This is a genomic window from Mycobacterium sp. 852013-51886_SCH5428379, from assembly GCF_001665575.1.
Lineage (GTDB): Bacteria > Actinomycetota > Actinomycetes > Mycobacteriales > Mycobacteriaceae > Mycobacterium.
The window spans coordinates 178765-203426 of the sequence record NZ_LZSU01000017.1; the positions used below are offsets into that span (position 1 = coordinate 178765).

Annotated in this window: 26 protein-coding genes and 1 pseudogene; 12 read left to right on the plus strand and 15 right to left on the minus strand. The window is 65.1% G+C overall.

The window, feature by feature from the left end; all coding sequences use genetic code 11:
• Positions 1 to 4: 4 nt before the first annotated feature.
• The gene (locus A5757_RS06205) at positions 5 to 1306 is read left to right on the plus strand and encodes a TrpB-like pyridoxal phosphate-dependent enzyme (protein ID WP_066830180.1); all 1302 of its coding nucleotides are present in this window, start codon (positions 5 to 7) and stop codon (positions 1304 to 1306) included.
• Between the two features lie 61 nt (positions 1307 to 1367).
• Positions 1368 to 1907, plus strand: a complete 540-nt coding sequence (locus A5757_RS06210) for a hypothetical protein (RefSeq protein WP_066830184.1) — start codon at positions 1368 to 1370, stop codon at positions 1905 to 1907.
• Positions 1908 to 2104: 197 nt separating this feature from the next.
• Here the strand turns inward: A5757_RS06210 and A5757_RS06215 are convergent, their stop codons facing one another.
• The 5 genes and pseudogenes from A5757_RS06215 to A5757_RS06230 all read right to left on the minus strand — a co-directional run bounded on the left by A5757_RS06215 (position 2105) and on the right by A5757_RS06230 (position 6508).
• Positions 2105 to 3025, minus strand: coding sequence for an SDR family NAD(P)-dependent oxidoreductase (locus A5757_RS06215; RefSeq protein WP_066830187.1), 921 nt, complete (start codon positions 3023 to 3025; stop codon positions 2105 to 2107).
• On the minus strand, positions 3022 to 3705 hold the full coding sequence (locus A5757_RS06220; RefSeq protein WP_066830191.1) for an isochorismatase family protein: 684 nt from the start codon (positions 3703 to 3705) through the stop codon (positions 3022 to 3024). Before A5757_RS06220 ends, A5757_RS06215 begins: the two co-directional genes overlap by 4 nt.
• 46 nt (positions 3706 to 3751) lie before the next feature.
• Positions 3752 to 4348: a zinc-binding dehydrogenase gene (locus A5757_RS23595; RefSeq protein ID WP_231983906.1), complete on the minus strand. Its 597-nt coding sequence runs from the start codon at positions 4346 to 4348 to the stop codon at positions 3752 to 3754.
• 197 nt (positions 4349 to 4545) lie between these two features.
• A pseudogene (locus tag A5757_RS24020) lies at positions 4546 to 5088 on the minus strand (hypothetical protein); the annotation flags it as partial.
• Between the two features lie 961 nt (positions 5089 to 6049).
• Positions 6050 to 6508, minus strand: coding sequence for a helix-turn-helix domain-containing protein (locus tag A5757_RS06230; RefSeq protein ID WP_066830397.1), 459 nt, complete (start codon positions 6506 to 6508; stop codon positions 6050 to 6052).
• A 53-nt stretch (positions 6509 to 6561) separates the two neighbouring features.
• On the opposite strand from A5757_RS06230, the gene A5757_RS06235 reads away from it, so the two are divergent.
• Together A5757_RS06235 and A5757_RS06240 are read left to right on the plus strand one after the other, a co-directional pair.
• Positions 6562 to 9306, plus strand: coding sequence for an AAA family ATPase (locus A5757_RS06235; protein ID WP_082929338.1), 2745 nt, complete (start codon positions 6562 to 6564; stop codon positions 9304 to 9306).
• 59 nt (positions 9307 to 9365) lie between these two features.
• Positions 9366 to 10391, plus strand: coding sequence for an alcohol dehydrogenase catalytic domain-containing protein (locus A5757_RS06240; protein ID WP_066830193.1), 1026 nt, complete (start codon positions 9366 to 9368; stop codon positions 10389 to 10391).
• Position 10392: 1 nt separating this feature from the next.
• On the opposite strand, the gene A5757_RS06245 is transcribed toward A5757_RS06240, so the two are convergent.
• From A5757_RS06245 to A5757_RS06280, 8 genes are all read right to left on the minus strand, one after another.
• The gene (locus A5757_RS06245) at positions 10393 to 11049 is read right to left on the minus strand and encodes an isochorismatase family protein (RefSeq protein WP_066830195.1); all 657 of its coding nucleotides are present in this window, start codon (positions 11047 to 11049) and stop codon (positions 10393 to 10395) included.
• A complete protein-coding gene (locus tag A5757_RS06250; RefSeq protein WP_066830198.1) occupies positions 11046 to 12443 on the minus strand; it encodes an FAD-dependent oxidoreductase in 1398 nt (465 codons plus the stop codon). The genes A5757_RS06245 and A5757_RS06250 overlap by 4 nt, the downstream gene beginning before the upstream one ends.
• Positions 12440 to 13258: an alpha/beta fold hydrolase gene (locus A5757_RS06255; protein WP_231983899.1), complete on the minus strand. Its 819-nt coding sequence runs from the start codon at positions 13256 to 13258 to the stop codon at positions 12440 to 12442. The genes A5757_RS06250 and A5757_RS06255 overlap by 4 nt, the downstream gene beginning before the upstream one ends.
• A 187-nt stretch (positions 13259 to 13445) precedes the next feature.
• Complete coding sequence (locus tag A5757_RS06260) at positions 13446 to 14165, minus strand: hypothetical protein (RefSeq protein ID WP_066830205.1); 720 nt, start codon at positions 14163 to 14165, stop codon at positions 13446 to 13448.
• 397 nt (positions 14166 to 14562) lie between these two features.
• The gene (locus tag A5757_RS06265) at positions 14563 to 15165 is read right to left on the minus strand and encodes an LGFP repeat-containing protein (protein ID WP_066830208.1); all 603 of its coding nucleotides are present in this window, start codon (positions 15163 to 15165) and stop codon (positions 14563 to 14565) included.
• A gap of 95 nt (positions 15166 to 15260) precedes the next feature.
• Positions 15261 to 15515: a hypothetical protein gene (locus A5757_RS06270; protein WP_066830211.1), complete on the minus strand. Its 255-nt coding sequence runs from the start codon at positions 15513 to 15515 to the stop codon at positions 15261 to 15263.
• Between the two features lie 26 nt (positions 15516 to 15541).
• A complete protein-coding gene (locus tag A5757_RS06275) occupies positions 15542 to 15727 on the minus strand; it encodes a hypothetical protein (RefSeq protein WP_066830214.1) in 186 nt (61 codons plus the stop codon).
• A gap of 131 nt (positions 15728 to 15858) precedes the next feature.
• Positions 15859 to 16449: a TetR/AcrR family transcriptional regulator gene (locus A5757_RS06280; protein WP_066830218.1), complete on the minus strand. Its 591-nt coding sequence runs from the start codon at positions 16447 to 16449 to the stop codon at positions 15859 to 15861.
• 123 nt (positions 16450 to 16572) lie between these two features.
• Between A5757_RS06280 and A5757_RS06285 the strand changes: the two genes are divergently transcribed.
• Positions 16573 to 17307, plus strand: a complete 735-nt coding sequence (locus A5757_RS06285; RefSeq protein WP_066830402.1) for an SDR family NAD(P)-dependent oxidoreductase — start codon at positions 16573 to 16575, stop codon at positions 17305 to 17307.
• A gap of 235 nt (positions 17308 to 17542) precedes the next feature.
• Complete coding sequence (locus A5757_RS23605) at positions 17543 to 17689, plus strand: hypothetical protein (RefSeq protein ID WP_231983900.1); 147 nt, start codon at positions 17543 to 17545, stop codon at positions 17687 to 17689.
• 83 nt (positions 17690 to 17772) lie between these two features.
• Here the strand turns inward: A5757_RS23605 and A5757_RS06295 are convergent, their stop codons facing one another.
• Complete coding sequence (locus A5757_RS06295) at positions 17773 to 18420, minus strand: TIGR03086 family metal-binding protein (protein WP_197497270.1); 648 nt, start codon at positions 18418 to 18420, stop codon at positions 17773 to 17775.
• A 63-nt stretch (positions 18421 to 18483) separates the two neighbouring features.
• Between A5757_RS06295 and A5757_RS06300 the strand changes: the two genes are divergently transcribed.
• Entirely contained in the window at positions 18484 to 19431 is a 948-nt protein-coding gene (locus A5757_RS06300; RefSeq protein ID WP_066830405.1) for a YafY family protein, read from the plus strand.
• 50 nt (positions 19432 to 19481) lie between these two features.
• Here the strand turns inward: A5757_RS06300 and A5757_RS06305 are convergent, their stop codons facing one another.
• Positions 19482 to 19739 carry a DUF3297 family protein gene (locus A5757_RS06305; RefSeq protein ID WP_066830408.1) on the minus strand — a complete coding sequence of 86 codons (258 nt, stop codon included), beginning with the start codon at positions 19737 to 19739 and terminating at the stop codon, positions 19482 to 19484.
• A gap of 114 nt (positions 19740 to 19853) precedes the next feature.
• Between A5757_RS06305 and A5757_RS06310 the strand changes: the two genes are divergently transcribed.
• From A5757_RS06310 to A5757_RS06325, 5 genes are all read left to right on the plus strand, one after another.
• Entirely contained in the window at positions 19854 to 20405 is a 552-nt protein-coding gene (locus tag A5757_RS06310; protein ID WP_066830222.1) for a YaeQ family protein, read from the plus strand.
• 242 nt (positions 20406 to 20647) lie between these two features.
• Complete coding sequence (locus A5757_RS23395) at positions 20648 to 20797, plus strand: hypothetical protein (RefSeq protein WP_197497271.1); 150 nt, start codon at positions 20648 to 20650, stop codon at positions 20795 to 20797.
• Positions 20798 to 20864: 67 nt separating this feature from the next.
• On the plus strand, positions 20865 to 21674 hold the full coding sequence (locus A5757_RS06315; protein ID WP_066830225.1) for an LLM class F420-dependent oxidoreductase: 810 nt from the start codon (positions 20865 to 20867) through the stop codon (positions 21672 to 21674).
• 281 nt (positions 21675 to 21955) lie between these two features.
• A complete protein-coding gene (locus A5757_RS06320; protein ID WP_066830228.1) occupies positions 21956 to 22708 on the plus strand; it encodes an SDR family NAD(P)-dependent oxidoreductase in 753 nt (250 codons plus the stop codon).
• A gap of 72 nt (positions 22709 to 22780) precedes the next feature.
• Positions 22781 to 24475 carry a GMC family oxidoreductase gene (locus A5757_RS06325; RefSeq protein WP_066830230.1) on the plus strand — a complete coding sequence of 565 codons (1695 nt, stop codon included), beginning with the start codon at positions 22781 to 22783 and terminating at the stop codon, positions 24473 to 24475.
• Positions 24476 to 24662: the final 187 nt, after the last annotated feature.

Consider the following 24662-nt stretch of genomic DNA (forward strand, 5'->3'; position numbering starts at 1 on the left):
CGGCATGACCGGACAGCTCGACGCCACCCATCCAGACCTTGTCACCGTCGAGGTGCCGACGCACTGGTACAACCTGGCGGCCGAGCTGGACGAGCCGATACCCCCCCACCTGCACCCCGGCACCAAAGAACCGGTCGGCCCGGATGACCTCGCGCCGCTGTTCGCCAGCGGGTTGATCGCGCAGGAGGTGGCCACCGAGACGTACATCGAAATCCCCGACCCGGTGCGGGAGATCTACACGATGTGGCGTCCGGCGCCGCTGATCCGCGCGCGGCGCTTCGAGGAGGCGCTGAACACCGGGGCCCGCATCTACGTGAAGTACGAGGGTGTCAGTCCGGTGGGCAGTCACAAGACGAACTCCGCGGTCGCGCAGGCGTATTACAACTCCGTCGACGGCGTCCGGAAGCTGACCACCGAGACCGGCGCCGGACAGTGGGGGAGCGCGCTGTCGTTCGCGGGGGCGCAGTTCGGCCTCGAGGTCGAGGTGTGGCAGGTCCGCGCCTCCTACGATTCCAAGCCCTATCGCGGGCATCTGATGCGGACCTACGGCGGCACGGTGCACTCGAGCCCGTCGACGCTCACCGCGTCGGGCCGCGCCATCCTGGCCAAGGATCCGAACACCACCGGCAGCCTCGGCATGGCGGTCAGCGAGGCGGTCGAGGTGGCCGCGGCCGACCCCGAGGCCCGCTACGCACTCGGCAGCGTGCTCAACCACGTGGTGCTGCATCAAACCGTCATCGGCCAGGAGGCCGTCGCGCAGCTGGCGTTGGTGGAACCGGACGGCGCCGACATCGTATTCGGTTGCGCCGGGGGCGGTTCCAATCTCGCCGGGCTGTCTTTCCCGTTCCTGCGGGAGAAGATCCACGGCCGGTCGAACCCGCGGGTCGTGGCCGCCGAGCCGGCCGCGTGCCCGTCGATCACCGAAGGGGAATATCGCTACGACCATGGCGACGTGGCCGGGTTGACCCCGTTGCTCAAGATGCACACGCTGGGGATGGACTTCGTGCCGGATCCGATCCACGCCGGCGGGCTGCGCTACCACGGGATGGCGCCGGCGCTCAGCCACACCGTTGAGCTCGGTCTGGTCGAGGGCGTGGCGGTCACGCAGCTCGACGCGTTCGCCGCCGGGGTGCAGTTCGCGCGGACCCAGGGCATCGTGCCGGCGCCGGAGTCGACGCATGCCATCGCAGCGGCGGCCAAGCATGTCGCCGACGACCCGCGTGAGCAGGTCGTGGTGATCGGGCTGTCCGGGCACGGCCAGCTGGACCTGCCGGCCTATGCGGCCCACCTCGACGGGAAGCTCTGAGTAGGCGGCTTGTGAGCGCCACTATCCTCGACATCAGGAGTTCCTCGAGGAGGTGAGCCCCGTGTTCCGTCTGCGGTCGCGCGACCAGTCGGTGGAGGCGACCCTCAGACAGATCGAACACCGGGTCCTCGACGACGTATATCTGCCGCTGTGGGCACGACGCGCGGCGTGGGTGGCGACCACGGTGCTGATCATCACCGGGACCACCGCATGGGTCGGAGGAGCGGGCTTGCCTCTGGCAGCAGCCACGCTGGGCTTCGGCGCCGCGCTCTGTTCGATCACGTCGTTGTGGCGTCGCCGGTTCCGGTGGTGCGTCGCGGCGGCTTACTTGTCCGGGGTGTCGACGGTCGCGGGCGTCGGCGCGTTCTGGTGGTCACGGACTGGCTCGGCGAGCCCGATCCTCACGACATCGACGGTTGTGGCTGCGGTGGCCGCGTCGACGCTCACGGCGGTATGGGTCTCGGTGGCGATCACCCCGGTGTCCGATTCGCACCCAAACATGCGCAAGCCCGCCAAGCGCAGGTGGGGCGTCCATGAGAGCGGCGAAACGATCACCTGGCCGCCACCGAGCGCTGGGCCGCACCGTCCCGATCGGATGTAGCTCGTCGGCGTAGGCCACAGCCCAATCGATTTCGCCGAAGGCCTGATTTCGGCCGTCGCCGACGATTGTGTCCAGATTTCATATCAAAGGTTCGCTCGACGTTCATTTGAACATCTCGACCGGACCAGTTCCAGCTGGGGTTTATAGGGTGCGCGCGGAGTCGGCCGCTCCGTGTGACGCGGGATGCGACGATTCCTTCAGTCCAGCAACGTAAGTCCGATGTCCCACAGGCGTGCAGCATTGTTGCGGTCAAGGGCGTACGGAGCAACGCCTCCGCTGAAGTCGTTCGGTCGCTTCGCGACGACCGGTGCTTCGTTGCAGTCTTCGAAGTAGCGACCACCGATTCCTTCGAGCAGCGGTGACGCCGCCAAAAGTACTGAGGTTGCCGCCCCCTGCTCGACGGTCTTGCGGCGGTCGACGGGGGTCTGCAAGCCACCGGTGTGCTTCTGTAGGTTGGTCGCGATCGCACCCGGATTGAGCGCGTTGCCGAAAATCAGATCGCCTCCCCAGTGTTCGGTCACACCGACCGCGAGGAGCACATCGGCTGTCTTGGACTGTCCGTACGCCGTCCAGGGATCGTATGGCCTGAACTGATAGTCGAGGTCATCGAAAACCACGGGTGAGAACAAATGTCCACTGGAGCTGACCGATACGACACGCGCTCCACCGGCGGAGCTCAGCGCGGGGTAGAGCAACAGTGTCAGGGCGAAATGGCCGAGATAGTTGGTGGCGAACTGTAGCTCGCGTCCCTCCGGAGTTCGGGTCAATTCCGGCAGCGCCATGATGCCGGCGTTGTTGATCAACATATGAACCGGTTCGGATGCAAATCGGTCGGCGAAGTTGCGGATAGACGTGGGATCGGCGACGTCGAGGAGGGCCGGTATGACCGCGTCGTTTCCCGTGGACACCGCAATCTGGGCGGCGATCCGACGGCCGGCATCGAGCCTGCGGGCGCCAAGGACGACGGTAGCGCCGGCCGCTGCCAGGGCGCGCGCTGTCTCCACGCCGATGCCGGAGGTGGCGCCGGTGACGATGGCGCGGCGTCCGGCGAGGTCGAGGCCTGCAAGGACCTCGGCGGCGGTCGAGGTGAACCCGAACGGAGTGGTGAGCAGTGTCATCGAGTGCCAGTGTTGCTTGCCGGCGGCGTCGCTGCGCGCATCGCGTCGACGACATCGTCGGTCCAGACGACTCCGTGGGCGAGGAAGGCATAGTTGACGAGCGCGGCCTGGTAGCCGTCACCCCATTCGGGGTGGCGGGGCCCCGCAATGGCGTCGCGGACGACATAGACTTCGAAGCCTTGTTCGAGAAGGTCGCGGAGGTGCGATTCGACGCACATGTTGGCGAGCATTCCGCCCAGAAGAACTTTGTTGATGCGTCGTTTCCGGAGTTGCAGGACGAGGTCGTTGGTCTGTGATCCGAACACCTTGTGCGGACTGACGACGACAGTGCGTGGGTCCTCGATGTAGGGCTTGAACTCCTCGAGCCAGTCGGCGCCGGAGCCGAGTAGGCCGTCCAGGTTCAGTGGGCCTGGTCGGTCGAAGGTGCGGGTACGCAGTTCGTCGGCTTCCAGTGCACCGTTGAACAGCCAGCGGTGATCGGTGGGGTAGAAGTAGTGCGGTGAGATGAACATCCCGAACGACGAGGCTTGCGCGGCTTCGAAGATGGCGAGCATGTGTGCGACGGTGTTGTTCTCGGTGACACTGGCTCCGGTTGCTGCCCAATTGATTCCGGTTGGACTCAGGACGTCGTTTTGTGGATCGATGAATACCACGGCGGTGTCGATTTGGTTCCACTTCATCGGATAGCCCTTCTTCGTGTGTCGGGTGATGGGGCGTCAGGGCTGTCTAGAGGTTCGGCAGCACGATGACCTTCCCAGTGGAGGTGCCGTTCTCGACCAGTGTGTAGGCGTCGTTGACCTCGTCAAGGGGGAAGGCGGTCGAATGCAGCCGCGGGATCAGCCGTCCACTGTCAGCCAGAGCGGCGGCGTGGGCGAGGATGTGGCCATGGTGTTCGCGGCCGCGTCCTGTCAGCAAGGGCAATAGCGTGAACACGCCAGAGTAGGTGGCGCCCCGGAACGATAAGGGAGCCAGGCTGTGTGCGCCCCAGCCCAGCGCGCTGACGACGTGACCGGTGTAGCACTTGACGGCGGTGAACGAGGCATCCAATGCGGCACCGCCGACATTGTCGACGATGATGTCGAAGCCTTCGCCGCCGGTGTATTCCTCGACGTATTGATCAACGGTTTGATTTGTGTAGTCGATGGCGGTGCTCCTGTCTGACGGATCGTCTCGAGGCTGGCGGGATTGCCGCCCGTGGCGAAGACATGGGCGCCGCGCGCGAGGGCGAGTTGCACGGCGAGGAAACCGACCCCGCCTGCGCCCCCGTGGATGAGCACTTGCCGGCCGGTGGGGACGCCGGCGCGGTCGACGAGCCCTTCCCATGACGTGATGAACCCCAGCGGTCGGGCCGCAGCCTCTTCCATGCTCAATGCCGCGGGTTTGTGCGCGATCAACCGGGGATCGACGGCGATCAGTTCGGCCAGCGACCCTGGCACGCCACCGATGCCGCCGGTCATGCCGAACACTTCGTCACCGACCCGGAACCGGTCGACGGCCCCGACGGCGTGAACCACGCCGGCCATGTCGATACCGAGCACCGCCGGTGGTGCCATCTTCGCGTGTGCGCCCTCACCACGGCGGATCTTGGTGTCAAGCGGGTTCACCGCACTTGCTTCGACCCGAACGACGACCTCTGCGGGACCGGGCGTGGGATCGGGGAGTTCGTGAATCTGTAACGGACTGTTGTAAGCGGTCAGGACTGCAGCGCGCATGGTGTCTCCTCGGGAGTCACTTGTCATCGTCATCCCAGCGGTGGATGCGCCGCGCGGTATCCGCTCGACCTTGGTCCGGGTGGTGGATCGGATAAGCGCCCGGTCGAGCACGTTGATCTCGCGGTGACCGATCCCGAGGGCCGCCGTGACCGAGTCGATGTCGCTGAGCGTGAATGTCAATGCCTCGAGCGCGTGGCCGTCGGACCGGAGCCGACCATGTTCGTGGGCCAGTACCCGACCCTCTCGGCGGTGCCAATTCATCACGTGATGATTTGATCGCCAACCGCCCACCGCCGCAGAGCGGAGGATCGTCAACACCCTCAACCGAACGACGCAATAGATCGACTGCATTGACGGGGGCGCTGAGAACGCGCGCGTCGGCGGCGCAGACTTCGAAAGCGCATCCACGTCCCGGGCGGCGGTCGCAACCGAACCTGGTAGCTCGACACCGTTGAGAAGCCGAGCGGCCCAGAACTATTCGTCACAGTGACGTATTGAGGCGAGCGGTGGTAGGTGGCGAAAGGGCGGTGGCCGGACGTCTCGGCGCGGTCGGACGTCGCGTGCTCAGCGCGGCAGATTCGATCAGCAAGGCGGCCGCCGCCGGCATGGATAGTGAACGACCTGGGCGGGTGGCACTGTCAGATAGTTCTGGAACGCAGGGCGAGAAGTCGGATAGCTCTCGGGTTTCCCGCATTACTCGCAACTAGTTCCGGATCGAACACCGGTGCGTAGCACCGGACGCTTCGCCACGACGTGGCTGCTCACCGAACTACCGATAAGCCACATTATGTCAATTAAACCACTGCATATTTCATCAGATGAATCATCACCCGCCTACCCGTCAGCCACCGCTCCTCCCTCGGCTACTAGCCCGCCGGCGGATGTAATTTTGGACAATATGCAGGGATCGAATATGCAGGGTTACCAGTAACTGCTCAATTCCATTGTAGGAACAGATCATTCGGCTGCTCTTCTTGTTGTCCGGTCTCTTGATGCGGCCAGTTCGTGCTGACCGCAGGGCAGCTGCCCCGGTCTGCCAACTCAATTGAGGAGGAGAGCATAAGGATTTTTTTCTCACTCGGGTCGGCAGTTCGCTGTATTACGCCGTCAAATCAGCCGTTAACGGACACCGGCCTCGTGCGGCCATAGCCCTCCCGTCGTTCGTTCTTCCCGTGTTGCGATACTTCCCGGCAAAGGCCGTGCTCAGCGGGACTCGTGTCGGCTGCAGCGCCGGGTAATGCGCGAACTTGCTCGCTTCAGTGGCAGGTCGCGTCACGTCGCGGGTGCGGCCGGCAGGTAGATCCGGGTGTTGTCATTGCGAGATCGGCGCGGCGGCGCTGACCAGGCGGACATCCGTGCTGGCCGCCGCGGTACCGTCACGGTGCCGGAAGCCTGCGATGACTGGCTCGCCATTGCTGTCGACGAATCGATACGGCGTGCCTTTGCTTCGGTCTGCGTGTTTGTAGCCCCACTGGCCGATTGCTCCAAGGACCACGACCAAGTCGCGACCGGATTGCGTCAACTCGTAACGGCTGCGGGTGCGGTCGCCCGGCTCGCGGTATTCCACGGTCTCCAGTACGCCGGCCGACACAAGTTCGGCCAGCCGGGCGCTGAGGATATCCGAGGCAATTCCTAACTGCTCCTTGAACTCCGAGAATCGGGTTCTGCCGAGGAATGCTTCGCGAATGATCAGCATCGACCACCGCTGCCCGATGACCGCCATAGCGCGCGCGATAGGACAGGGATCGTCGGACCACGGATCGGTACGCATCGCCACACCCTATCTGAGTTGGCATCTCCAATCCAGGGTGGTACCGTCGGCACGTGATCGGCCGCGACAACGAGCTGGAGGCGATCACCGCCGCCGCCACCGCGTTGGCAGAGCGCGGATGTGCATTGGTCGTAGAAGGCGAGCCTGGGATCGGGAAGACCACCCTGCTGGCGGCTGCCACAGGGTGGGCGAAGCGCCAGGGGTTCATCGTCTTGTCGTGTGCCGGGGTGCAGTCGCAGGCCACGGTGGGCTACGCGGGTCTGCACGAATTGGTGCACCCGATTCTCAGTAGCGCCGACGCGTTGCCAGAGCACCAGCGGACGACCCTGCTGGCCGCCCTCGGCCTCGCTGAGGCCGGCGTGCCCAACCCGCTGCTGATCGGCGTCGCGACGCTCGGGCTGATCGAGGAGGCCGCGGCCACCCGACCCATGCTGCTCGTGATCGACGATGCGCAGTGGCTCGACGATTCCACGCTGCACGTTGTGACCTTCATCGGGCGCCGCATCACGAACTCGCCGGTGATGATGCTGTGCGCCGCAAGGCCCCGCATCGACGGGGAATCGTCACAACTCTCGTCGTTGCCGCACCTCCAGTTGGAGGCACTGGATATCGCGACGTCGCGCGTCCTGATGGAGGAGGCGCTGGCCGGTGTCGACGGGCACGGGGTCAGCGCGCTTACCCAACGGCGCGTCTTGACCGAAGCTGCGGGAAATCCGTTGGCCATCGCCGAACTCACGAAGGCACTGTTGGCCGGCGGCGAGGAACAGAGAAACCCGTCGCCGACGCCTCTGCCGACGACGCGTCGCATCGAACGCGCTTTCCGGGAGCAACTGGATGGCGTTCCTGAACCCAGTCGCCGGATGCTGGGACTGATCGCCGCCGGCGGAGATACTGCAATGGCTGAACTTGCCGACGCGGCGCGGCACGTCGGTCTGTCAGATGCCGATCTGGATCCACTCGAGCGGTGCGGGCTGATCACAGTCGTCGCCGGATCGCTCCAGGTGCGCCATCCCCTGATCCGGTCTGTGGCCTACCGGGCGATACCTCTGACGCAACGCTCGGCCTTCCACCAGGCGCTGGCCGACGCGACCACCGATGCGATGAGAGCCGCCTGGCACCGGTCGGCGGCGGCCTATAGATCCGATGAGGGGGTCGCCGCCGACCTCGAAACCGCGGCCCAGACCGCACAACTTCGTGGCGCCAATGCAGAAGCGGCACGCGCATGGCGGCGTGCGGCCGCGCTGTCGCCGTCGGCGAACGATCGCATCCGCCGCCTCGTCCGCGCAATCGAACCCGCGTACCGGGCAGGGCTGACCGCCGAAGCGATGGACATCCTCGATGAGGCCGAGCCGTTGGCCATTGATCTCGGGCACCAGTTCGATCTTGCGTTCGCGCGCTTCACCCTCGCCGTCACAACCGGCGTAACGGCGCCGCCGGTAGAGGATCTGGTGGCGCTGGCGGACCGGTTGGGAAGCCACGGTGAGTTGGACACCCATATCCGCCTGCTCGCCGCCGCGGCAGCGCAGTGTCGGATGCACGGACTCGACGAACGTGACCGTGATCTGATCGCCGAGCGCCTGCACCAAATCGAGCACCTGGACCACCCGGCAGTCGAAGTGGCCTTGGCGACCCTTGAGGACACCAAGTATGCCCGCCAGTTCCGTTGCCGCGCCGCAACATTGCAGGATGCCCTGAGTGATGATCTGACGGCGCTGATGTCGATGGGGTTGGCCGCCGAGTCGGCTTCTGATCTGGCGACCGCTCAGTCATGCTGGGACGGTTCCATCAAGGTGGCCCGAAGGACAGGTGCGCCCGCGATCGAGTGTGAGGCGCTGCGCGGCTCAGCGCGATCGCAGATCATCGCCGGGCAATTGACCGAGGCCGCCGTCAGCGCGCACAACGCATTCCGGATCGCCACCGATGCGGATCTCGGGCTCAGCATGGGCGCTGCAGCCGCCCTGCTGGCGCGGATCCAAGCATGGCAGGGCGATACCAAATCCGCTCAGCAGTCACTGGCGACAGCGCAACAGAACCTGCCCAGCGACACTCCCCTACTGTGGCTCGACGACCTGGCCTGGGCCAGTGGCCTGCTTGCTCTGAGCACACACGACAGCGAGCGCGCCTTCACCGAACTTTCGCAGATGAACCGTGACCGCAGTTCCCGTCGCTGGGCTATCGCCGACCTCACCGAAGCCGCCGTCGCCAGTGGCCACACCCGAGTGATCTGCCAGCTTGTCGACGAGATCGACACCGAGGCGAGCGCGCTGGGTTCCCCACACATCGTCATGCTGGTACACCGCAGCCGGGCCTTGATCGCCGGTACGGACCAGCACGCAGAGCACCACTTCCACGCCGCGCTGGACATCGAGGACGCCGAGGCCCAAGCGCCGTTGGAGTACGCCCGCACCCAGTTGAGCTACGGCGAATGGCTCCGACGACAACGACGCATCATCGACGCACGCACCCAGTTAGCCGCAGCACTAAGATTTTTCGAACACCGCGGAGCAGCGCCCTGGGCTCAACGCACACGAGGCGAACTGCGCGCCGCCGGCGTGCAGGTGCCAGGCGTGGCATCGGCAATCGACGTGCTCACGACCAAACTCTCGCCGCAGGAATTACAGATCGCACGGCTCGCAGCGGCCGGACTGACCAACCGCCAGATCGCCGACCAAATCTACATCTCACATCGGACGGTTGCGGCGCACCTGTACAAGATCTTCCCCAAGCTCGGCATCACTCGCCGCGCTCAACTACGAGACGCCATCGAACTCGACAACGCCACGCCCGCCGGCGAGTAGCCGTACTTGTGGTCAACGTACTTATGCCGCGACGCCGCTGGAGCTGATGGCATGGATACATGAACTCTTATCGGGCATATCAGGTCACTAAACATCGCGAATTCTCCCTCGTCGACCGCGAACTGCACGACCCCGCCCCCGGGCACGTGCGGATCCGGACGGCCGCGTGCGGGGTATGCCACAGCGATGTTCTGGCCGTGGAGGGACAGCGCCCAGACCCGACGACCCCAATGGTTCCCGGTCACGAGGTAGTCGGGACCATTGATGCCATCGGCGCCGGGGTGGAACCTCGGTGGCAGGTCGGTGACCGCGTCGGGGTGGGATTCCTGGGCGGCCAGTGCGGTCAGTGCGACTTCTGCCGCCGCGGTGACTTCGTTAACTGCACCGACCAACCCCAGCCCGGGACAACCGTCGACGGCGGGTATGCCGAGATCGTCTACGCCAGGGCCTCTGGGCTGGTGCGGGTTCCGGAGGCCTTCGACGCGCTGACGGCCGCACCCCTGTTGTGTGCCGGGGTGACCGTGTTCAACGCCCTGCGCGTCGCCCAGGCGCCGGTGAACTCCCTGGTGGCGGTACAGGGTATCGGAGGATTAGGACATCTGGGCGTGCAGTACGCCAAGAAAATGGGTTACCGCGTCGCCGCACTAGCCCGCGGCACCGAAAAGGCGCGACTGGCCTCGACTTTGGGCGCCGACCACTACATCGACAGCGCCGCCGAAGACCCCGCCGCCGCGCTAACCGCACTCGGCGGTGCGACAGCGATCATCGCCACGGCCGCCAACGGAGCATCGATGGCCGGACTGGTAGCCGGACTCCAACCACGGGGCAAAATGATCGTCGTCGGAGCCTCACCAGAACCGGTACCGGTCCACACCCCCGATCTGATCTTCGGCGGGCGCAGCATCATCGGAAGCCTCACCGGATCCGCCATCGATAACGAAGACAACCTCGCATTCAGCCTCACGCACCAGATCGCCCCGATGATCGAACCACTCCCCTTTCACGAAGCACCGCGCGCCTACGACCGAATGATGTCCGGCCGCGCACGATTCCGCGTCGTCCTCGACTTCACCCTCGCTCAGTGATTCATGCCGCGCCGGTCATCGCCGAGACGATTTCTCCGGTCGGCAACACCGCGTGCGCGAGAAACCGATAGTTCACCAGCGCTGCCTGATACCCGTCGCCCCAGGCGGGGTGACGGGGGCCCGCCACCGCATCCACGGCCACCGCAACTTCGAATCCGTCCTCGAGAAGGTGACGCAGGTGAGACTCGACGCACATGTTCGCCAACATCCCGGCGAGGATGACGCGGTCGCATCCTCGCTTCCGTAGCTGTAAGACAACGTCGTTGGTCTGCGGCCCGAAGACCTTGTGGGGGCTCGCGACGGTGGTGGTCGGGCGGTTGATATAGGGCGCCAGCGCAGGTAGCCAGTCTGCGCCCGAACCCGCGAAGTCGGTCAAATCCAGGGCCCCAACGCGGGCGAACGTTCCGGTGGCGAACTCGTCGGACTCCAGCGGCCCGTTGAACAACCACTGCGAATCAGACGGATAGAAGTAATGCGGCGAGATGATCAGCGGATACCCCTGGGCGACGGCGGTTTCCATGAGTTGGGCGAGGTGGGCCACTGTGTCGTTCTCGGTGACACTCGCGCCGACGGACGCCCAGTTGCGTGCGGTGGGACTCAGGACGTCGATCTGCGGATCGATGACCACGACCGCGGTGTTCGTAGGGTCGAACTTCATTGCAGCAGTCCTAACAGCTGGTTGAAACACTCCGACATGGACGGATGGGTGTAGATCTCGTCCCGCAATACCGATGCGGTGATGCCGTGGCGCATCGCCAGGGCGACGATGTTGATCACCTCCTGTGCGTCGTGACACAGCAGGGCAGCGCCGAGAATCCTGTCGGTTTCCGCGTCCACCACCACTTTCATCATCCCGGCCGTGTCATCGACGATGCGGGCTCTTGCCACGGTGGCCAGGTTCACCACCGGGCTGGCCGCCACTTTGAGGTCGTAACCCGCGGTGCGCGCTTGGTTTTCGGTAAGGCCGACACGTGCCAGTGGGGGGCTCAGGAACAGGCAGTTCGGAACTGCTCGGCGCTGGGCGGCAGACCTGGGTTCGGCAGCACCGCCGAGCTGATCGAGCACGATGCGGTAGTCGTCGAGAGAGATGTAGGTGAACTGCGGTCCGCCGTTGACATCCCCGACCGCATAGATGTGGGGTTGGCTGCTACGGCGGTAGTCATCGACCACGACGGCACCGGTGTCGGTCATCTCCACCCCGGCCCGATCAAGTCGGAGATAGGCGGAGTTGGGCGTGCGTCCGAGCGCGATCAGCACGACGTCGGCCTCGACGGTGGCGGCGCGTCCGCCGATGCGATACGCCACGCGTGCCAATGGGGGGGCGCCCGGCCGCGGAACAGTCTGCACTTCAGTGACTTCGGCGCCGGTGAGGATCGTGGCTCCCCTCCCGGACAGGACAGAAACTGCAGCGTCGGCGATGTCTGGGTCCTCATGTGCCAGAACGGCCGGACGTTGCTCCAGAACGGTCACGGAGGTGCCGTATCCGGCGTACATCGACGCGAACTCCAAACCGATGTAGCCGCCGCCGAGAATCACAAGCCGGTCCGGGCGCGAGGCACGCCGCAGCAACTCCGCACTGGTGACCACGACCGGACTATGCCGCACGCCGGGTAGGTCGGGAATCACCGGTGTTGAGCCGGTACCGATGACGATGTCGCGCGCCACCACCGTGGCGAGACCGTCCTCGGTCTCTACCGCGACCGAGTTCGCATCGATGAAGCTCGCCCGACCGGTGAGCACCCGCAATGACGGGACCGACTGCAGTGCCGCGAGATTCGTAGCCCGCAACCCGGTGGTCAGCCGCTCTGTGGCAGCGACCGCATCCGCGTAAACCGACGTTCCGGACGAGCCGCGGGGCGAGTGCTCACTGCGGTACACCATCGACTTCGTCGGCACACAGCCCGTGTTGATGCAGGTGCCGCCGTACATCTGCGCCGACTCCTCCACCAGCACGACACGCTGACCTTGTCGGCCCACCTCAGTCGCCAACGTCTTGCCGCCCTTGCCGAATCCGATGACGAGCAGATCGACCTCAATCACCTGCGGGGTCACGCGAGGAACTCGACGATCTCGCGGGCGAAGTCCGTGACGTGCTGGAAGAGGAACCCGTGCCCGGCATCGCTGTACAGAATGGCCTTGGCATTGGGCATCCGGCCCACCATCGCGAAGGTGGCGTAGGCATCGATCATCCGGTCGTGCGCACCGTTGGCAACCAAGGTCGGAATGGTGATCTCCCTCAGGCGATCCCAGATACTCGAACCGGTCGAGGCAATGACGGCCAACTGCGCCTGCATCGTCTCGATCGACACCGGAACATGCTCCGGCGACAGGACACGGTCGTCCAACCTCCGCAACGACTCCAGTCCCCGCTTGCGACCCGGATCCTCATCGGGAAAGAACAGATAGAGAAAGTCATCGTCGTCGTTTACAGGCTTGGTGGCAACCTGCCAGATCTTCGGATCGGGTTGCGGCATGCCGGGGACACCACCACCGGGAGAGCTGCCCGCGACGATCAGCCGGCGCACCAGATCAGGACGTTGCAACGTGGCCGCCTGCACCACGATCCCGCCCAACGACCAACCGAGCAGATCGACCTCGGACAGCCCCAAGGTGTCGACGAACTCGGTGAGTCCGCCGGCCAGGGCGGCCATGCTGGCCGGCGCGACGCCACTGGTCCTACCGTGCCCGATGTTGTCGAAAAGGATCACCTCACGTTCGGCTCCCAGTGCGTCCAGGAACGCCGGATCCCAGTGATCCATGGTGCCGCGAAAGCGCAACGCCAGCACCAACGGGACACCGGTACCCGCACCGAAGCGACGGTAGGCGAACCGTGCGCTCGGCCCATCCAGATAGCGGGTCTCGGCCATCAACGACAACGAATTCTCCATATGCTGTGCACCCTTCATCGATCGCTCGCGAGATCGCCTCGGATCCGCGTCATCTCCGGATTCTCTTGCCTGCAGACCGCGAGAGCCATAGGCACATTGACTGTCTTCCATCCGGCGACGCCGCCGTCGGATCTGACCACCCGTAAGCAGGATGTGTCGCCTACGGTTACTCGAACGCGAAGTCGGATAGGTCCACCGAGACGATCAGCGGATCAGCGGCCGCCGTGTTGTCATCGTTGCGCGGGAAGATGCGCAATCTGGAGGGCAACACGATTCCCTGCACGGTGACAGGATCGAGCAGATAGCGAGCGGCGGGATTGCTGCCTTGGATATCCACGTCGTAGTCGTGGCGACGCAACAGCCCCGTGTCGTCGACATAGAAGGTCTGGACCGTGCTGTGGGTGGCGATGTCCCGGGGGAAGGTCACGCGCAGCCGTCGCCAAGTCTCTCCGTTCTCCGCCCACGGCTCAATCTCGTCGGTCAACACCCCCGGTCGGGCCAGGATGAACGGAGATGTCAGGTAGGTCCACATCGTGTATCCGGCGAAGTAGGCGACCTGCGCGTTACTCCACGGGGTCTCCATGACGTACCCGGCAAATGAATCACGGGGTTCGTCGAGTTGCTCGACGACCTCGCCCGCGGGTGTTTCAATGGTGACTCGCTTCGGGGTGAACTGGGACCGGTGATCGGTGGGGGCGAAAGGCCAGTGCGACACCCACTCTCGGTTGAGGTCGACGCGGACGTTGGCCTCCTGCAATACCGTCGGCTGACCCTTGACTCCCCACAGCACACCGCCCTGGTGCAGTCGGGCGTTCAGGAACGCGAACCGGCGGAACCGGTCGAGACCGCCGTGCGCATCAAGCATCACATCAACCAAGTCAGACATCTTGTCTCCTCGAAAGGCACATCCCCGGTGGGATTCACGATGGAAAGGAGCTGATTCAGTTCAGCTCCACACGATGACTCTGGGCCATCGTCAGCCGACCAGGCATCCGTCAGATGACTACGTTTCGGCGCTTTCGGACGGTGGTCAGCGCAACGAGGAGCGGTTGTGCCGGTTAATACCGCGCGTGGAATGCGTCTTCTGGACGTGAGCCCGCGCGGTGCTGTCGCCATCGCACAGCTCACCCTTAATCAGCCGTCAGTGGAGCCGGGTGAAAGAACCACGAGGCGTACGGAGACTGTTATGCCGGTTCTACACATCGGGGAATATGCAGAAATCGAATATGCAGTGTTACCAGTAGGCGAGTCATGCCGCAGCCGAACAGACTCCCCGCATACTCCTAGAGTCCGGACGGCACGACGTTGCCGTTGACCGTCACCTCGACCTCACCGGTCTTCGGATCGAACGTAATTGTGCCGTGCTCGAAGGTCGTCACAAGAAGATCGCCGACGGGGTTCTCATCGCTTGTCGGTACGCCCAGCGGGCCCGGCGAACCGTTCTTGCCCCCGATGTCGGGAACGCCGTCCTCGTCGCGTTCGATGTTCCACGCCTCGCGAATCTTCCCCCAGGTGATGTACGCCGGTGTGCCGACTTCGTCATTCTTGGCGACGATGACGCCGCCCTGAAACTGTTGGAACACCACCCCGCTGTCGCGGGTGCCTGCATTGTGGTCACCGGTCAGCGGCTTACCGAGCGCCTGCTTCTGCATGTCGGTCGCTGTCGAGTACTTCGCCGCGATCGGACCGGTAAGCGTTACCTCGACGTCCCGCTCCCCGATCAGCTTAACCTCGGCCGGTGGCGCCTCCACCTCGGAGGTAGAAATCAACTCGACCTGCGGCGGCGTGGACGCGTCGACGCTCTCGCCACTGCCACACCCCACGGTTATCAGCGCCACGGCGGCTAGACCGACGATCGCCGGAGAACGGTATGTGTTCGTACGCATGGAACATCCCACTTTCACGCCTCGTCTCGCGGCAGACCCTCGCAGGTCCGGACTTACTCGTTGACCAACCTACGGGAAGCCGGCACCCGCCGGACTCAGGCGGAAGCCTTGCCCGAACCCTCGCTGCCTCGTCTAGCGTTGCTCCGTCGAGCGAATGGCGATTCCGGCCGGAAGCGTGCGCCGTGGTGGGTGTCGGCGATCCCGCGGCCGATGATCGGCTCATTGCTGAACGGGCCGTGGAGCACCACGTCCTCGTCGAGCAAGCTGGTCAGGGTGTCAGTGTCTGCGCCGCCGTTCATGCAGTCGGCGACGGACTCCAGGGTGGCGCGATGCGGGGCGAAGGTGGTCATGGTTCCCTAGTGGTGGCGAGTGAGTTTCATTGTTGGGCAACAGACTTGCCGCTCTCGGCAACGTAGTGGCCGTTGTCCAGATCGTCGAGCAGGCGACGCTGAGTGGGTTCCCAGCCGAGTGTCTCGCGCGTGATCAGGTTTGAGGTCGGCAGGTTCATCGTGACCAGATTCGTGAACATTCCGAAGTATCCCGGCAGCATCAGTTCGTCCACGGGCACGCTGACGGTGGGCAGACCCAGACGGCTGCCGATGCAACGAACGAATCCTGCACCACTTGGCCACAACCCATCGCGACGCCCCCATCGAAGACCAGACCTTCTGAGAACCGACCGACGCCGGGTTTTCAGCGTGCGTCGAGCGGCTCCCCTGCCCCGGGAATGGCGTTGTCGATGAGGACCGCGGCGATGCCGGCGGCGGTGGCGAAGCTTTCGGAGTTGAGGACTCGGTTTCGCGCCGAGGCGCCGTCGAGGAGCAGCGCCAGCTGTTCACCGAGTTGTTCAGGGTCGGTGGCGCCGGCCTCGCGGGCGGCTTCGGCGAACCGCGCGGCAAAGGCTTTCTTGTAGTCGCGGGCGTGCAGGCGGGCCGGGTGGTCCGGGTCGTTGATCTCGACGGCCGCTGCGATGAAGGGGCACAGTGGCCCCTCGAGGTCGAACGCGGCGAGGAGCCTGTTGCGAGGCGTGAGGTCGGTGCGGTCGAACACCTCGGGCAGGACGTCGGGGTCGAAACGGCGGAGGTGCTCGGCGATCAGCGCATCCTTGCTCGCGAAGTGCTGGTAAAAGGTCCGCTTGGACACCTGGGCCACCGCGCAGAGCTGGTCCAGGCCGGTGCTGTTGATGCCGTGATCGCGGAACAACTGACGCGACGCGTCGAGAATGCGCTCTCGTGCACCCCTGCCGCGGCGTAGGCCTTGCGGCCCCTTCTCCAACTGCGTCATGAGCCCAGAATAGCGCCGTCGGGTACCCATCGGTGTACATAACTTGTGCCGCACACCACGATGCGCGTAGGTTAGGTATACCGATCGGTGTACATAACATCGGCACAACGGATGGACGAGATCATGGGAAAGCTCGAGGGCAAGGTCGCGGTGATCACCGGCGCGACCAGCGGTATGGCACTGGCCGGGGCCGAGCTGTTCGTCAAGGAAGGTGCTCACGTCTTCATCTCGGGCCGACGCAAGGACGCGCTGGACGAGGCCGTCGAATTGATCGGCCGGAATGTGACTGGTGTACAGGGTGATTCGGCCGACCTGGACGATCTGGACCGTCTGTTCGACACGGTCAGGCGGGAAAAGGGCGCGATCGACGTGTTGTGGGCGAGCGCCGGGATGGGGATACAAGGCAGGCTCGGCGAGATCACCGAGGAGCAGTTCGATGCCACTTTCGGGCTGAACGCGCGCGGCACGCTGTTCACGGTCCAGAAGGCACTGCCGCTGTTCAACGACGGCGGCTCGATCTTCATGACCGGCTCGAACGCTTCGCTCAAGGGTTACCCCGAGTGGAGTGTGTACGCGGCGAGCAAGGCCCTGCTACGCGCCTACGCACGGGTCTGGGTATCGGAGCTGAAGGACAGGAAGATCCGGGTGAACGTACTGACCCCCGGCCAGGTCGCCACACCGATACAGGAGCAGTTGTTCGACGAGGAAATGAAGGCGCAGTTCGAATCCCTGATCCCGCGGGGAAAGATGGGCCAACCCGGGGAACTCGCGTCGGCCGCGTTGTTCCTCGCCTCGGACGACTCGAGCTACGTCAATGGCGTGGAACTAGTTGTCGACGGCGGCACCTCAGCGATCTGAGGAGTGAACATGACCGGGATCGCTCCGCACCGCGACACCGTGAAACTTTTCGTCGACTGTATGCATGGCGGTACAGCCCGCTCTACGACCCGGTCACCGGCCGCGAGGCAGTTCTGGAAGCCATCCAGACCGTCAGCGCGGTGGCCGCCGATCTCACCTACACCGAAGTCTCAGCGGAGAGACCCACCACGCCGCGCACTTTCGACTTCAGGTCAAATACACCGTGGTCAACGGAATGGATTACATCCAGCTCGACGCAGATGGCAAGATCGCCGAGGTCACCACATGGTGGCGACCCCTGCCGGCCGGCGTCGATATGCAGGGGCGGCTCGCGAGTCTCCTCGGTATGCAGACCTGGGCGCTCCGCACTGATGCGGACTGACGGCGAAAACCCGATCTCGAACCTCAGCGCCCGAGACTCGGCGCGGTTTCGGTTGTGACTCAGAGGCTTTGGATATCTGTCCGCTAGGGTCGGTGGCTTGGATCCCGGCCATTCCAGGCGACGAGGCGGTCGATGGCCGGCGCGTCATCCGAGATCGGGACGGTCTCGGCGAACGGGACGCGGACCTCGTCGAGACCCATCGCGGCCGACACTTCCTCATAAAATGCTCGGCGGTTCTCGGCCGGCAGGAAGTGGCGCGCCTCGAGCGCCGCGGCGACGACCGTGTCGTCCCAGTCCGGTTCCTGACCGGTCGCCGTCGCAAGATCCCACGTGTGGACGGTCAGCTCGGAGAAGTAGGTCGCCAGCACCTGCGCACCGGTGCCTGCGATCCACGGCAGCGCCATGGGTCGCTCGAGCACGGCGTCCTCGCTCCAGGCATCTACGGCTAGCCTCCCCGACTCCCTCCATGCATCGGACCAACGGTCGTCGGAAACGGTCGTCTCGGTGACCGCGAACGGGTCTCCGCCGTTGCCGAGGGCGGCAATTCGGCCAAGCACACCGATGAGGTGGGCGAGCATTGCTCGCACGTCCATGTCAGTGCACGGCGTCGGGTGCGTGAGGTGCTCCGGCCGGACGCCGGCGATGACGACACCGCCGGTCGCGATGGCACGGTCGAGGATCGGCCGGGGATCTTTGAGATGGTCTGTAGCGGAACTGGTCGACGTGGTCATGGCGCCATTGTTGCGGCTCAAACTGGTCACCTTCTGGCCAGTTTTATGTGGAAGTGTGGTGGCATGCGAGCCGACCGGCTAGTCGCCATCCTCCTTCTGCTGCAACAGCGCGCGCAGATCACAGCACCGGAGGTCGCCCATGAGTTGGAGGTCTCCGAGCGCACCGCCCGCCGCGACCTCGAAGCGTTGAGCGCGGCCGGGTTGCCCGTGTACTCCACGCCGGGCCGAGGGGGCGGGTGGCGTCTCTTGGGCGGCGCTCGCACCGACCTGTCCGGGCTGACCGCGAGCGAGGCCCGCGCGCTGTTTCTGGTGGCCGGCCCCGCCTCAACGACAACCCCGGGTGTGAAGGCCGCGCTGCGCAAGCTCGTACGCGCCTTGCCCGAGCCCTTCCGGGAACAGGCCGAGGCGGCCGCGGCATCGGTCGTCGTCGACCCACGACGCTGGGGCTCCAGCCAGTCCGAGCCCCGACCACCCCGGTTTCTCGACGAACTTCAGGACGCCGTGATCCGCGGTGTCCAGGTGCGGCTCGGCTACGTCGACCGCAAGGGTGCGGAAACCGTTCGGACCGTCCACCCACTGGGCATTGTCGCCAAGGGCCCGACGTGGTACCTCGTCTCCGATACGGAGGCGGGTCGACGGACCTTCCGGATCGACCGTGTCTCCTTGGTCGAGTTGACGGCTGATGCCGTCCAACGCCCCGTGGGATTCGACCTGGCCGAGAGCTGGCGTGAGATTGCCGACGAAGTCGACCAAAGGCGCACTCCCCTCGAGGCCCAGGCCATGTGCGCTCCCGACGGGCTCGACCTACTCCGCAGGATGTTCGGGAGCCGCCTTCACATTGGCGGTTCCACGCCAGACCGCCGGATCGAGATCGTGATCCGCGGCCCCGACGAGTACGCCCTCGCAGGCGAACTTGCCTGGCTCACTGACTATCTCGAAGTCACCGGCCCGCAGGGCGTGCGCGACCACCTCGCATCGATCGGCGGCGCGCTTGTTGCGCGGTACAGCTGAGCCGGGCACCCAGTCGCCGCGGCGATCGAATTCGCAGCTGCCGGCGTCCGCTATTGAGCTTCGCGGAAATACGGTTCGACCGTGCCACTGACCTTGACGACCATGGGATTACCCCGTCGATCCTTCGCAGTAGGGACTTCGACACGCACCCAACCCTCGGACACGTTGTATTCGTGAACGTTGGTTTTCTCGACGCCATTGAAACGGATACCCACATCGCGCCGGAGCACCTCTTCGTCGTAGAAGGCGCTGCGCGGATCGATGGAGAGGTGATCGGGTGGAACGTCTGTGTTCTGGCTCTCGGTCATGATGGCCTCGTTGCATGCTGCGTTGGATACTCGGATTTTCCTCGAAGAATCTACGCGATCGGTGACGACTCGATCCGACTGCTCGGAGAACACCACCAGGGTGGACACTATGACGTGGCCCTTTCCGCAACAGTGTTCAAAGTCGAACTCGGCGTCTCCGATGTCGATCACGGGTACTACGCCGATCACGCTCTGACGGTGGCTCGTCATCCTAGCGAGAACGACGAGCGGATGGTGGTGCGGTTGTTGGCCTTTGGGCTTCGCGCCCACCGACTCAGCGACGTCGACGGTGAGTTGGCGTTCGGACCGGGCCTGTCCACCCCCGGCGTACCGGACTTGCGGCTCGTGGACTACACGGGCCGGATCCTGGAGTGGATCAACGTCGGACAGCCCGATGACCGCGTTTTGGGCAAGGCGGCCGGCCGGGCCGACCAGGTGTTGCTGTACCCGTTCGCCGCCGGCGCGCCCACCTGGTGGCGCGCTGTAGGGCCCAAGGTGGCCGGGCTGCCGAACCTGTCGGTGGTGCAGATACCGCACGCTGCGGTGCAGCAACTGGCCCAGACGGTCGATCGACGGGTCTCGGCGCAGGTGATGGTCATGGAAGGTGAGGTGACGATGTCTGTGGGCGGTGTCGACGTCACCTTCACGCCCGAGCCACTCATGTGACTTCATACGGCCTCACAGGTCGAGTGCGGCGATGGCGGCGCCCGGATGTGGACCCAGGAGTGCCGCCAATCGCGGGCTGAGGTCTCGGCTCGCGCCCTGCAGTGGAATTGCCAAGTGATTCAGGGCTTTCGCGGTCAGGCGTTCCGCACCAAGGTCACTGCCCGCGGAGTGCTCACAGGAACTTTCAGCCGTTAGTACGGGCGAATGACCCATCCGGCCTCTCGAAAGCGGACACTGTGGCTATGTCTACTGCATTCTGGATCATCGGAGCCGTCATCGCCGTCGGCACGGTCGCCGGCGGTTTGGTGCGGATGCGGACGTGGCTTCAGCGGCCAGTCCCGCCCGAAGTGATCGAAACCGCGCGCCGCCGCGAAGAGGAGGACGCCGATTAGGTGCGGAATAATCTCCGCGCCGGTGCGCTTGGCTCAAGAGTCGCCCTCCCCGACTCAGGAGCCTGCTATGACCCGTCCCCTTCGCGTCGCCGTTCAGATCCAGCCTGGCGGTGCGCCCGACTACCGCACGTGGCGAGATGCCGTACTGGCCGCCGACGATCTCGGCGTCGACGTGATCTTCGGCTACGACCACTTCCACCGTCCGGCCATGAAAGCCCTCGTCGACGGCAAGCCCGTGTTGTTCGACGAGCAGCCTGACGTCGTCAACTTCGAGGGCTGGACTGCGCTGGCGTCGTGGGGCGAGATCACCTCGCATGCCGAGATCGGGCTTCTCGTCACCGGTGTCGGCTACCGCAACCCCGACCTGCTCGCCGACATGGCCCGTACCGTCGACCACATCAGCGGCGGTCGGCTCATCCTCGGCCTGGGCGCCGGCTGGTACGAAAAGGACTACACCACCTACGGGTACGACTTCGGCACCTTCGCCTCCCGCTTCGATCTGTTCGACGAGAGCCTGATCCGCATCGAGAACAGGCTCGCGGCACTGAATCCGCCGCCCATGCGCAAGCTACCCATCCTCATCGGCGGCACGGGGCCCAAGCGCTCGCTGCCTGCCGTGGCCCGGCACGCCGACATCTGGCACGCCTTCCAGGAGCTCGACGGCTTCCGCCGGTCCAGCGACCGCGTCGACGAGCTGGCCGCAGCCTTCGGCCGTAGCGGCGCCGATATCGAACGCTCAACGCTGTGGCAGGACGCGGACAGTGCCGATGCGTTCCGCGAGGCAGGCGTCACGTTGTTCCAGACCGAATTGACCGCCGACGACGGTTACGACCTCACGTCGCTCAAGCAGGTACTCATATGGCGGGACAACGGATAGCCGGGGACCGAGGTGCGCCCCTGTCACTCCGACGTCGGGCCGGCGGATCCCCGACGTGTAGACGAGCTCTCGGTGAAACGTGAGATCGACTCCGAGGGCACCGGCACAAAGACCCCGCGGTGCGTTCGGAGACGAGCAGGCCCTGCTCGGCGGGACGCTTCAAGGCTCGCGAACCGGACCCCGTGACACGTGGACCGCGGCTGCGATCGATACTTCGGTGAGCTGCTCCCCCGGGGCGAACACTGGAACTGTCGACAATCCGCACTGAAGGAGACCCACCCGTGGGTGTTGAAGCACGCGTCGCCATCGTCACCGGCGCCACATCCGGCATCGGTGCCGAGATCGCCCGGCGACTGCACGCCGACGGCCTTCAGGTCGTCATCGTCGGCCGGTCCCAGCAGCGCGGAACCGCCCTGATCGGCGAACTCGGCGAACGGGCGCTGTTCACGGCGGCCGATCTGACCGAATCGGGTGCGACGGAGCACATCGTCGCCCGCACCATGGAACACTTCGGGTCGGTGGACGTGCTCGTCAACAACGCCGCCATCGACCACACCGGTGATCTGCTGACGGTTCCGGCCGCCGAGATCCGCACCACGTTGGAAACGAACGTGGTTGCCGCCGTTGCGATGTTGCAGTCGGCCGCACGGGTGATGGCGCAACACGACGGGGGCGCGATCATCAACATCACCTCCAGGCTGGCCAGCGCCGGCGTCGCAGGCCTCGGGATCTACAGCGCCACCAAAGGCGCCATGGAGGCATTGACCCGATCCGCTGCCATCGAGTTGGCCCCCTTCAACATTCGGGTGAATGCGGTGGCTCCCGGATTGACTCGCACACCCCTCTATGCCGAGTGGATGGCGGGGCTGCCCGACGCCGACCAGGTGGCCAGAGAGCAGGCGGCGAACATTCCACTCGGCAGGATCGCCGAACCGGCTGATGTTGCGGCGGCCGTCTCGTTCCTGGCGTCCCCCGGCGCCGCCTACATCACCGGAACCTCGCTGCCGGTGGAGGGCGGATTCCTCGCCGGCTGACGGCCCCGGCCGTGACGTGGCGTCGTCGAGCAGGCTGTCCGGACCGACGGTCGGCGAGGCACACTGGGACGCGTGGTGGACACGAAACCTGCAGCCGAATTCGACTTCATCATCGTGGGCGCGGGTAGCGCTGGCTGCCTGCTCGCCAATCGGCTCAGCGCCAACCCCGACCACCGGGTTCTTCTGATCGAGGCGGGCGGGAAAGACAACTGGTTCTGGATCAGGGTGCCCGTGGGCTACCTGTTCACGATCGGCAACCCCCGCACCGACTGGTGTTTCAACACCGAACCCGATCCGGGGCTGGCCGGCCGCAGCATTCTCTACGCGCGGGGCCGCGTCATCGGCGGGTGCTCGTCGATCAACGCCATGATCCACATGCGCGGGCAGGCCAGCGATTACGCACTGTGGGCACGCGCCACCGGTGACGAGCGCTGGCTATGGGGCGGCGCGGACGGTCCGGGCGAAACACTGTCGATCTACCGGGAATTGGAGAACTATTTCGGCGGAGCCGACGAGTGGCACGGAGTCGATGGCGAGATCCGCGTCGAGCGACCACGCGTGCGCTGGAACATCCTCGACGCCTGGCAGGCCGCGGCCGCCCAGATGGGCATCGAGCCGATCGAAGAGTTCAACCGCGGCGACAACTCCGGCAGTGCGTACTTCCACGTCAACCAGCGGCGCGGCCGGCGCTGGTCGATGGCCGACGCCTTCCTGCACCCCGTAAGCCACCGCCCCAACCTCACCGTCTACACCAAGACTCAGGCCATACAGCTGCTGACCGACGATCAGGTCCAGGAGAATCAGCGTCACGGCGCCTGGACCACCGCCCAGCACCGCGTCACCGGCGTCCGGCTGCGCAAAGACGGCCGGACCATCGACGTCCGGGCCCACCGGGAGGTGATCCTGACAGCCGGCGCCATCGGGACCCCCCATCTGATGCAGCTCTCGGGTCTCGGCCCCGCCGGATTGCTCGACCGGCATCAGGTGCCGGTGGCCGTCGATCTGCCGGGCGTCGGTGAGAACCTCCAGGACCATCTGCAGCTCCGAACCGTGTACCGCATCCGCGGCGCCAGGACCGTCAACACCCTGTACCGGAACTGGATCACCCGCGCCGGCATGGGAATTCAGTACCTGATCTTCCGATCCGGACCCATGACGATGCCGCCGTCCACCTTGGGGGCATTCGCCAAGAGCGATCCGGAGCTGGCCAGTCCCGATCTGGAATGGCATGTGCAGCCCCTGTCGCTTCCGAAATTCGGTGAACCTCTGCACCCGTACGCAGCCATCACACCCTCGGTCTGCAACCTGCGGCCGACCTCGCGGGGTCATGTCCGATTGGCCGACGCGAACCCATCGAGCGACCCGAAGATCTCCTGCAACTATCTGTCCACCGACGACGATCGGCGGCTCGCCGTACAAGGCTTGCGAATGACTCGCCAGATCATGGCGGCGCCGGCTCTGAGCCGCTATCAACCTGAAGAGATGCTTCCCGGGCCGGACGTGGTGAGTGACGAAGACCTGCAGACGGCGGCCGGTGAACTGGGGACGACGATCTTCCATCCCGTCGGCACGTGCGCGATGGGCGCCTTCGACTCTCACGGTCGGCCGCGTTCGGCGGCCACAGTGATCGACACCGACTTCCGCGTGTATCGCGTGGCCGGCCTTCGCGTGGCCGACGCGTCGGCGATGCCCACCATCACGTCCGGTAACACCAATGCGCCAGTCATGCTGATCGCCGAGCGCGCAGCGCGGGCGATCCTGGGATGAACCGACCCCGCACCTCCGTCTGGGACATTTCGCACACACACGTATGACCAGAACTGGACCGCGACCGTCCCCATCTTCCGTGATTGGGCGAATCACTGCGATTTGAGCCGCGAGGTTCTACGATGGTCATACATCATGTCGCAACATGTCCGGTAGAACCTCGGACGTCAGCGAAAGCCTGGTTCAA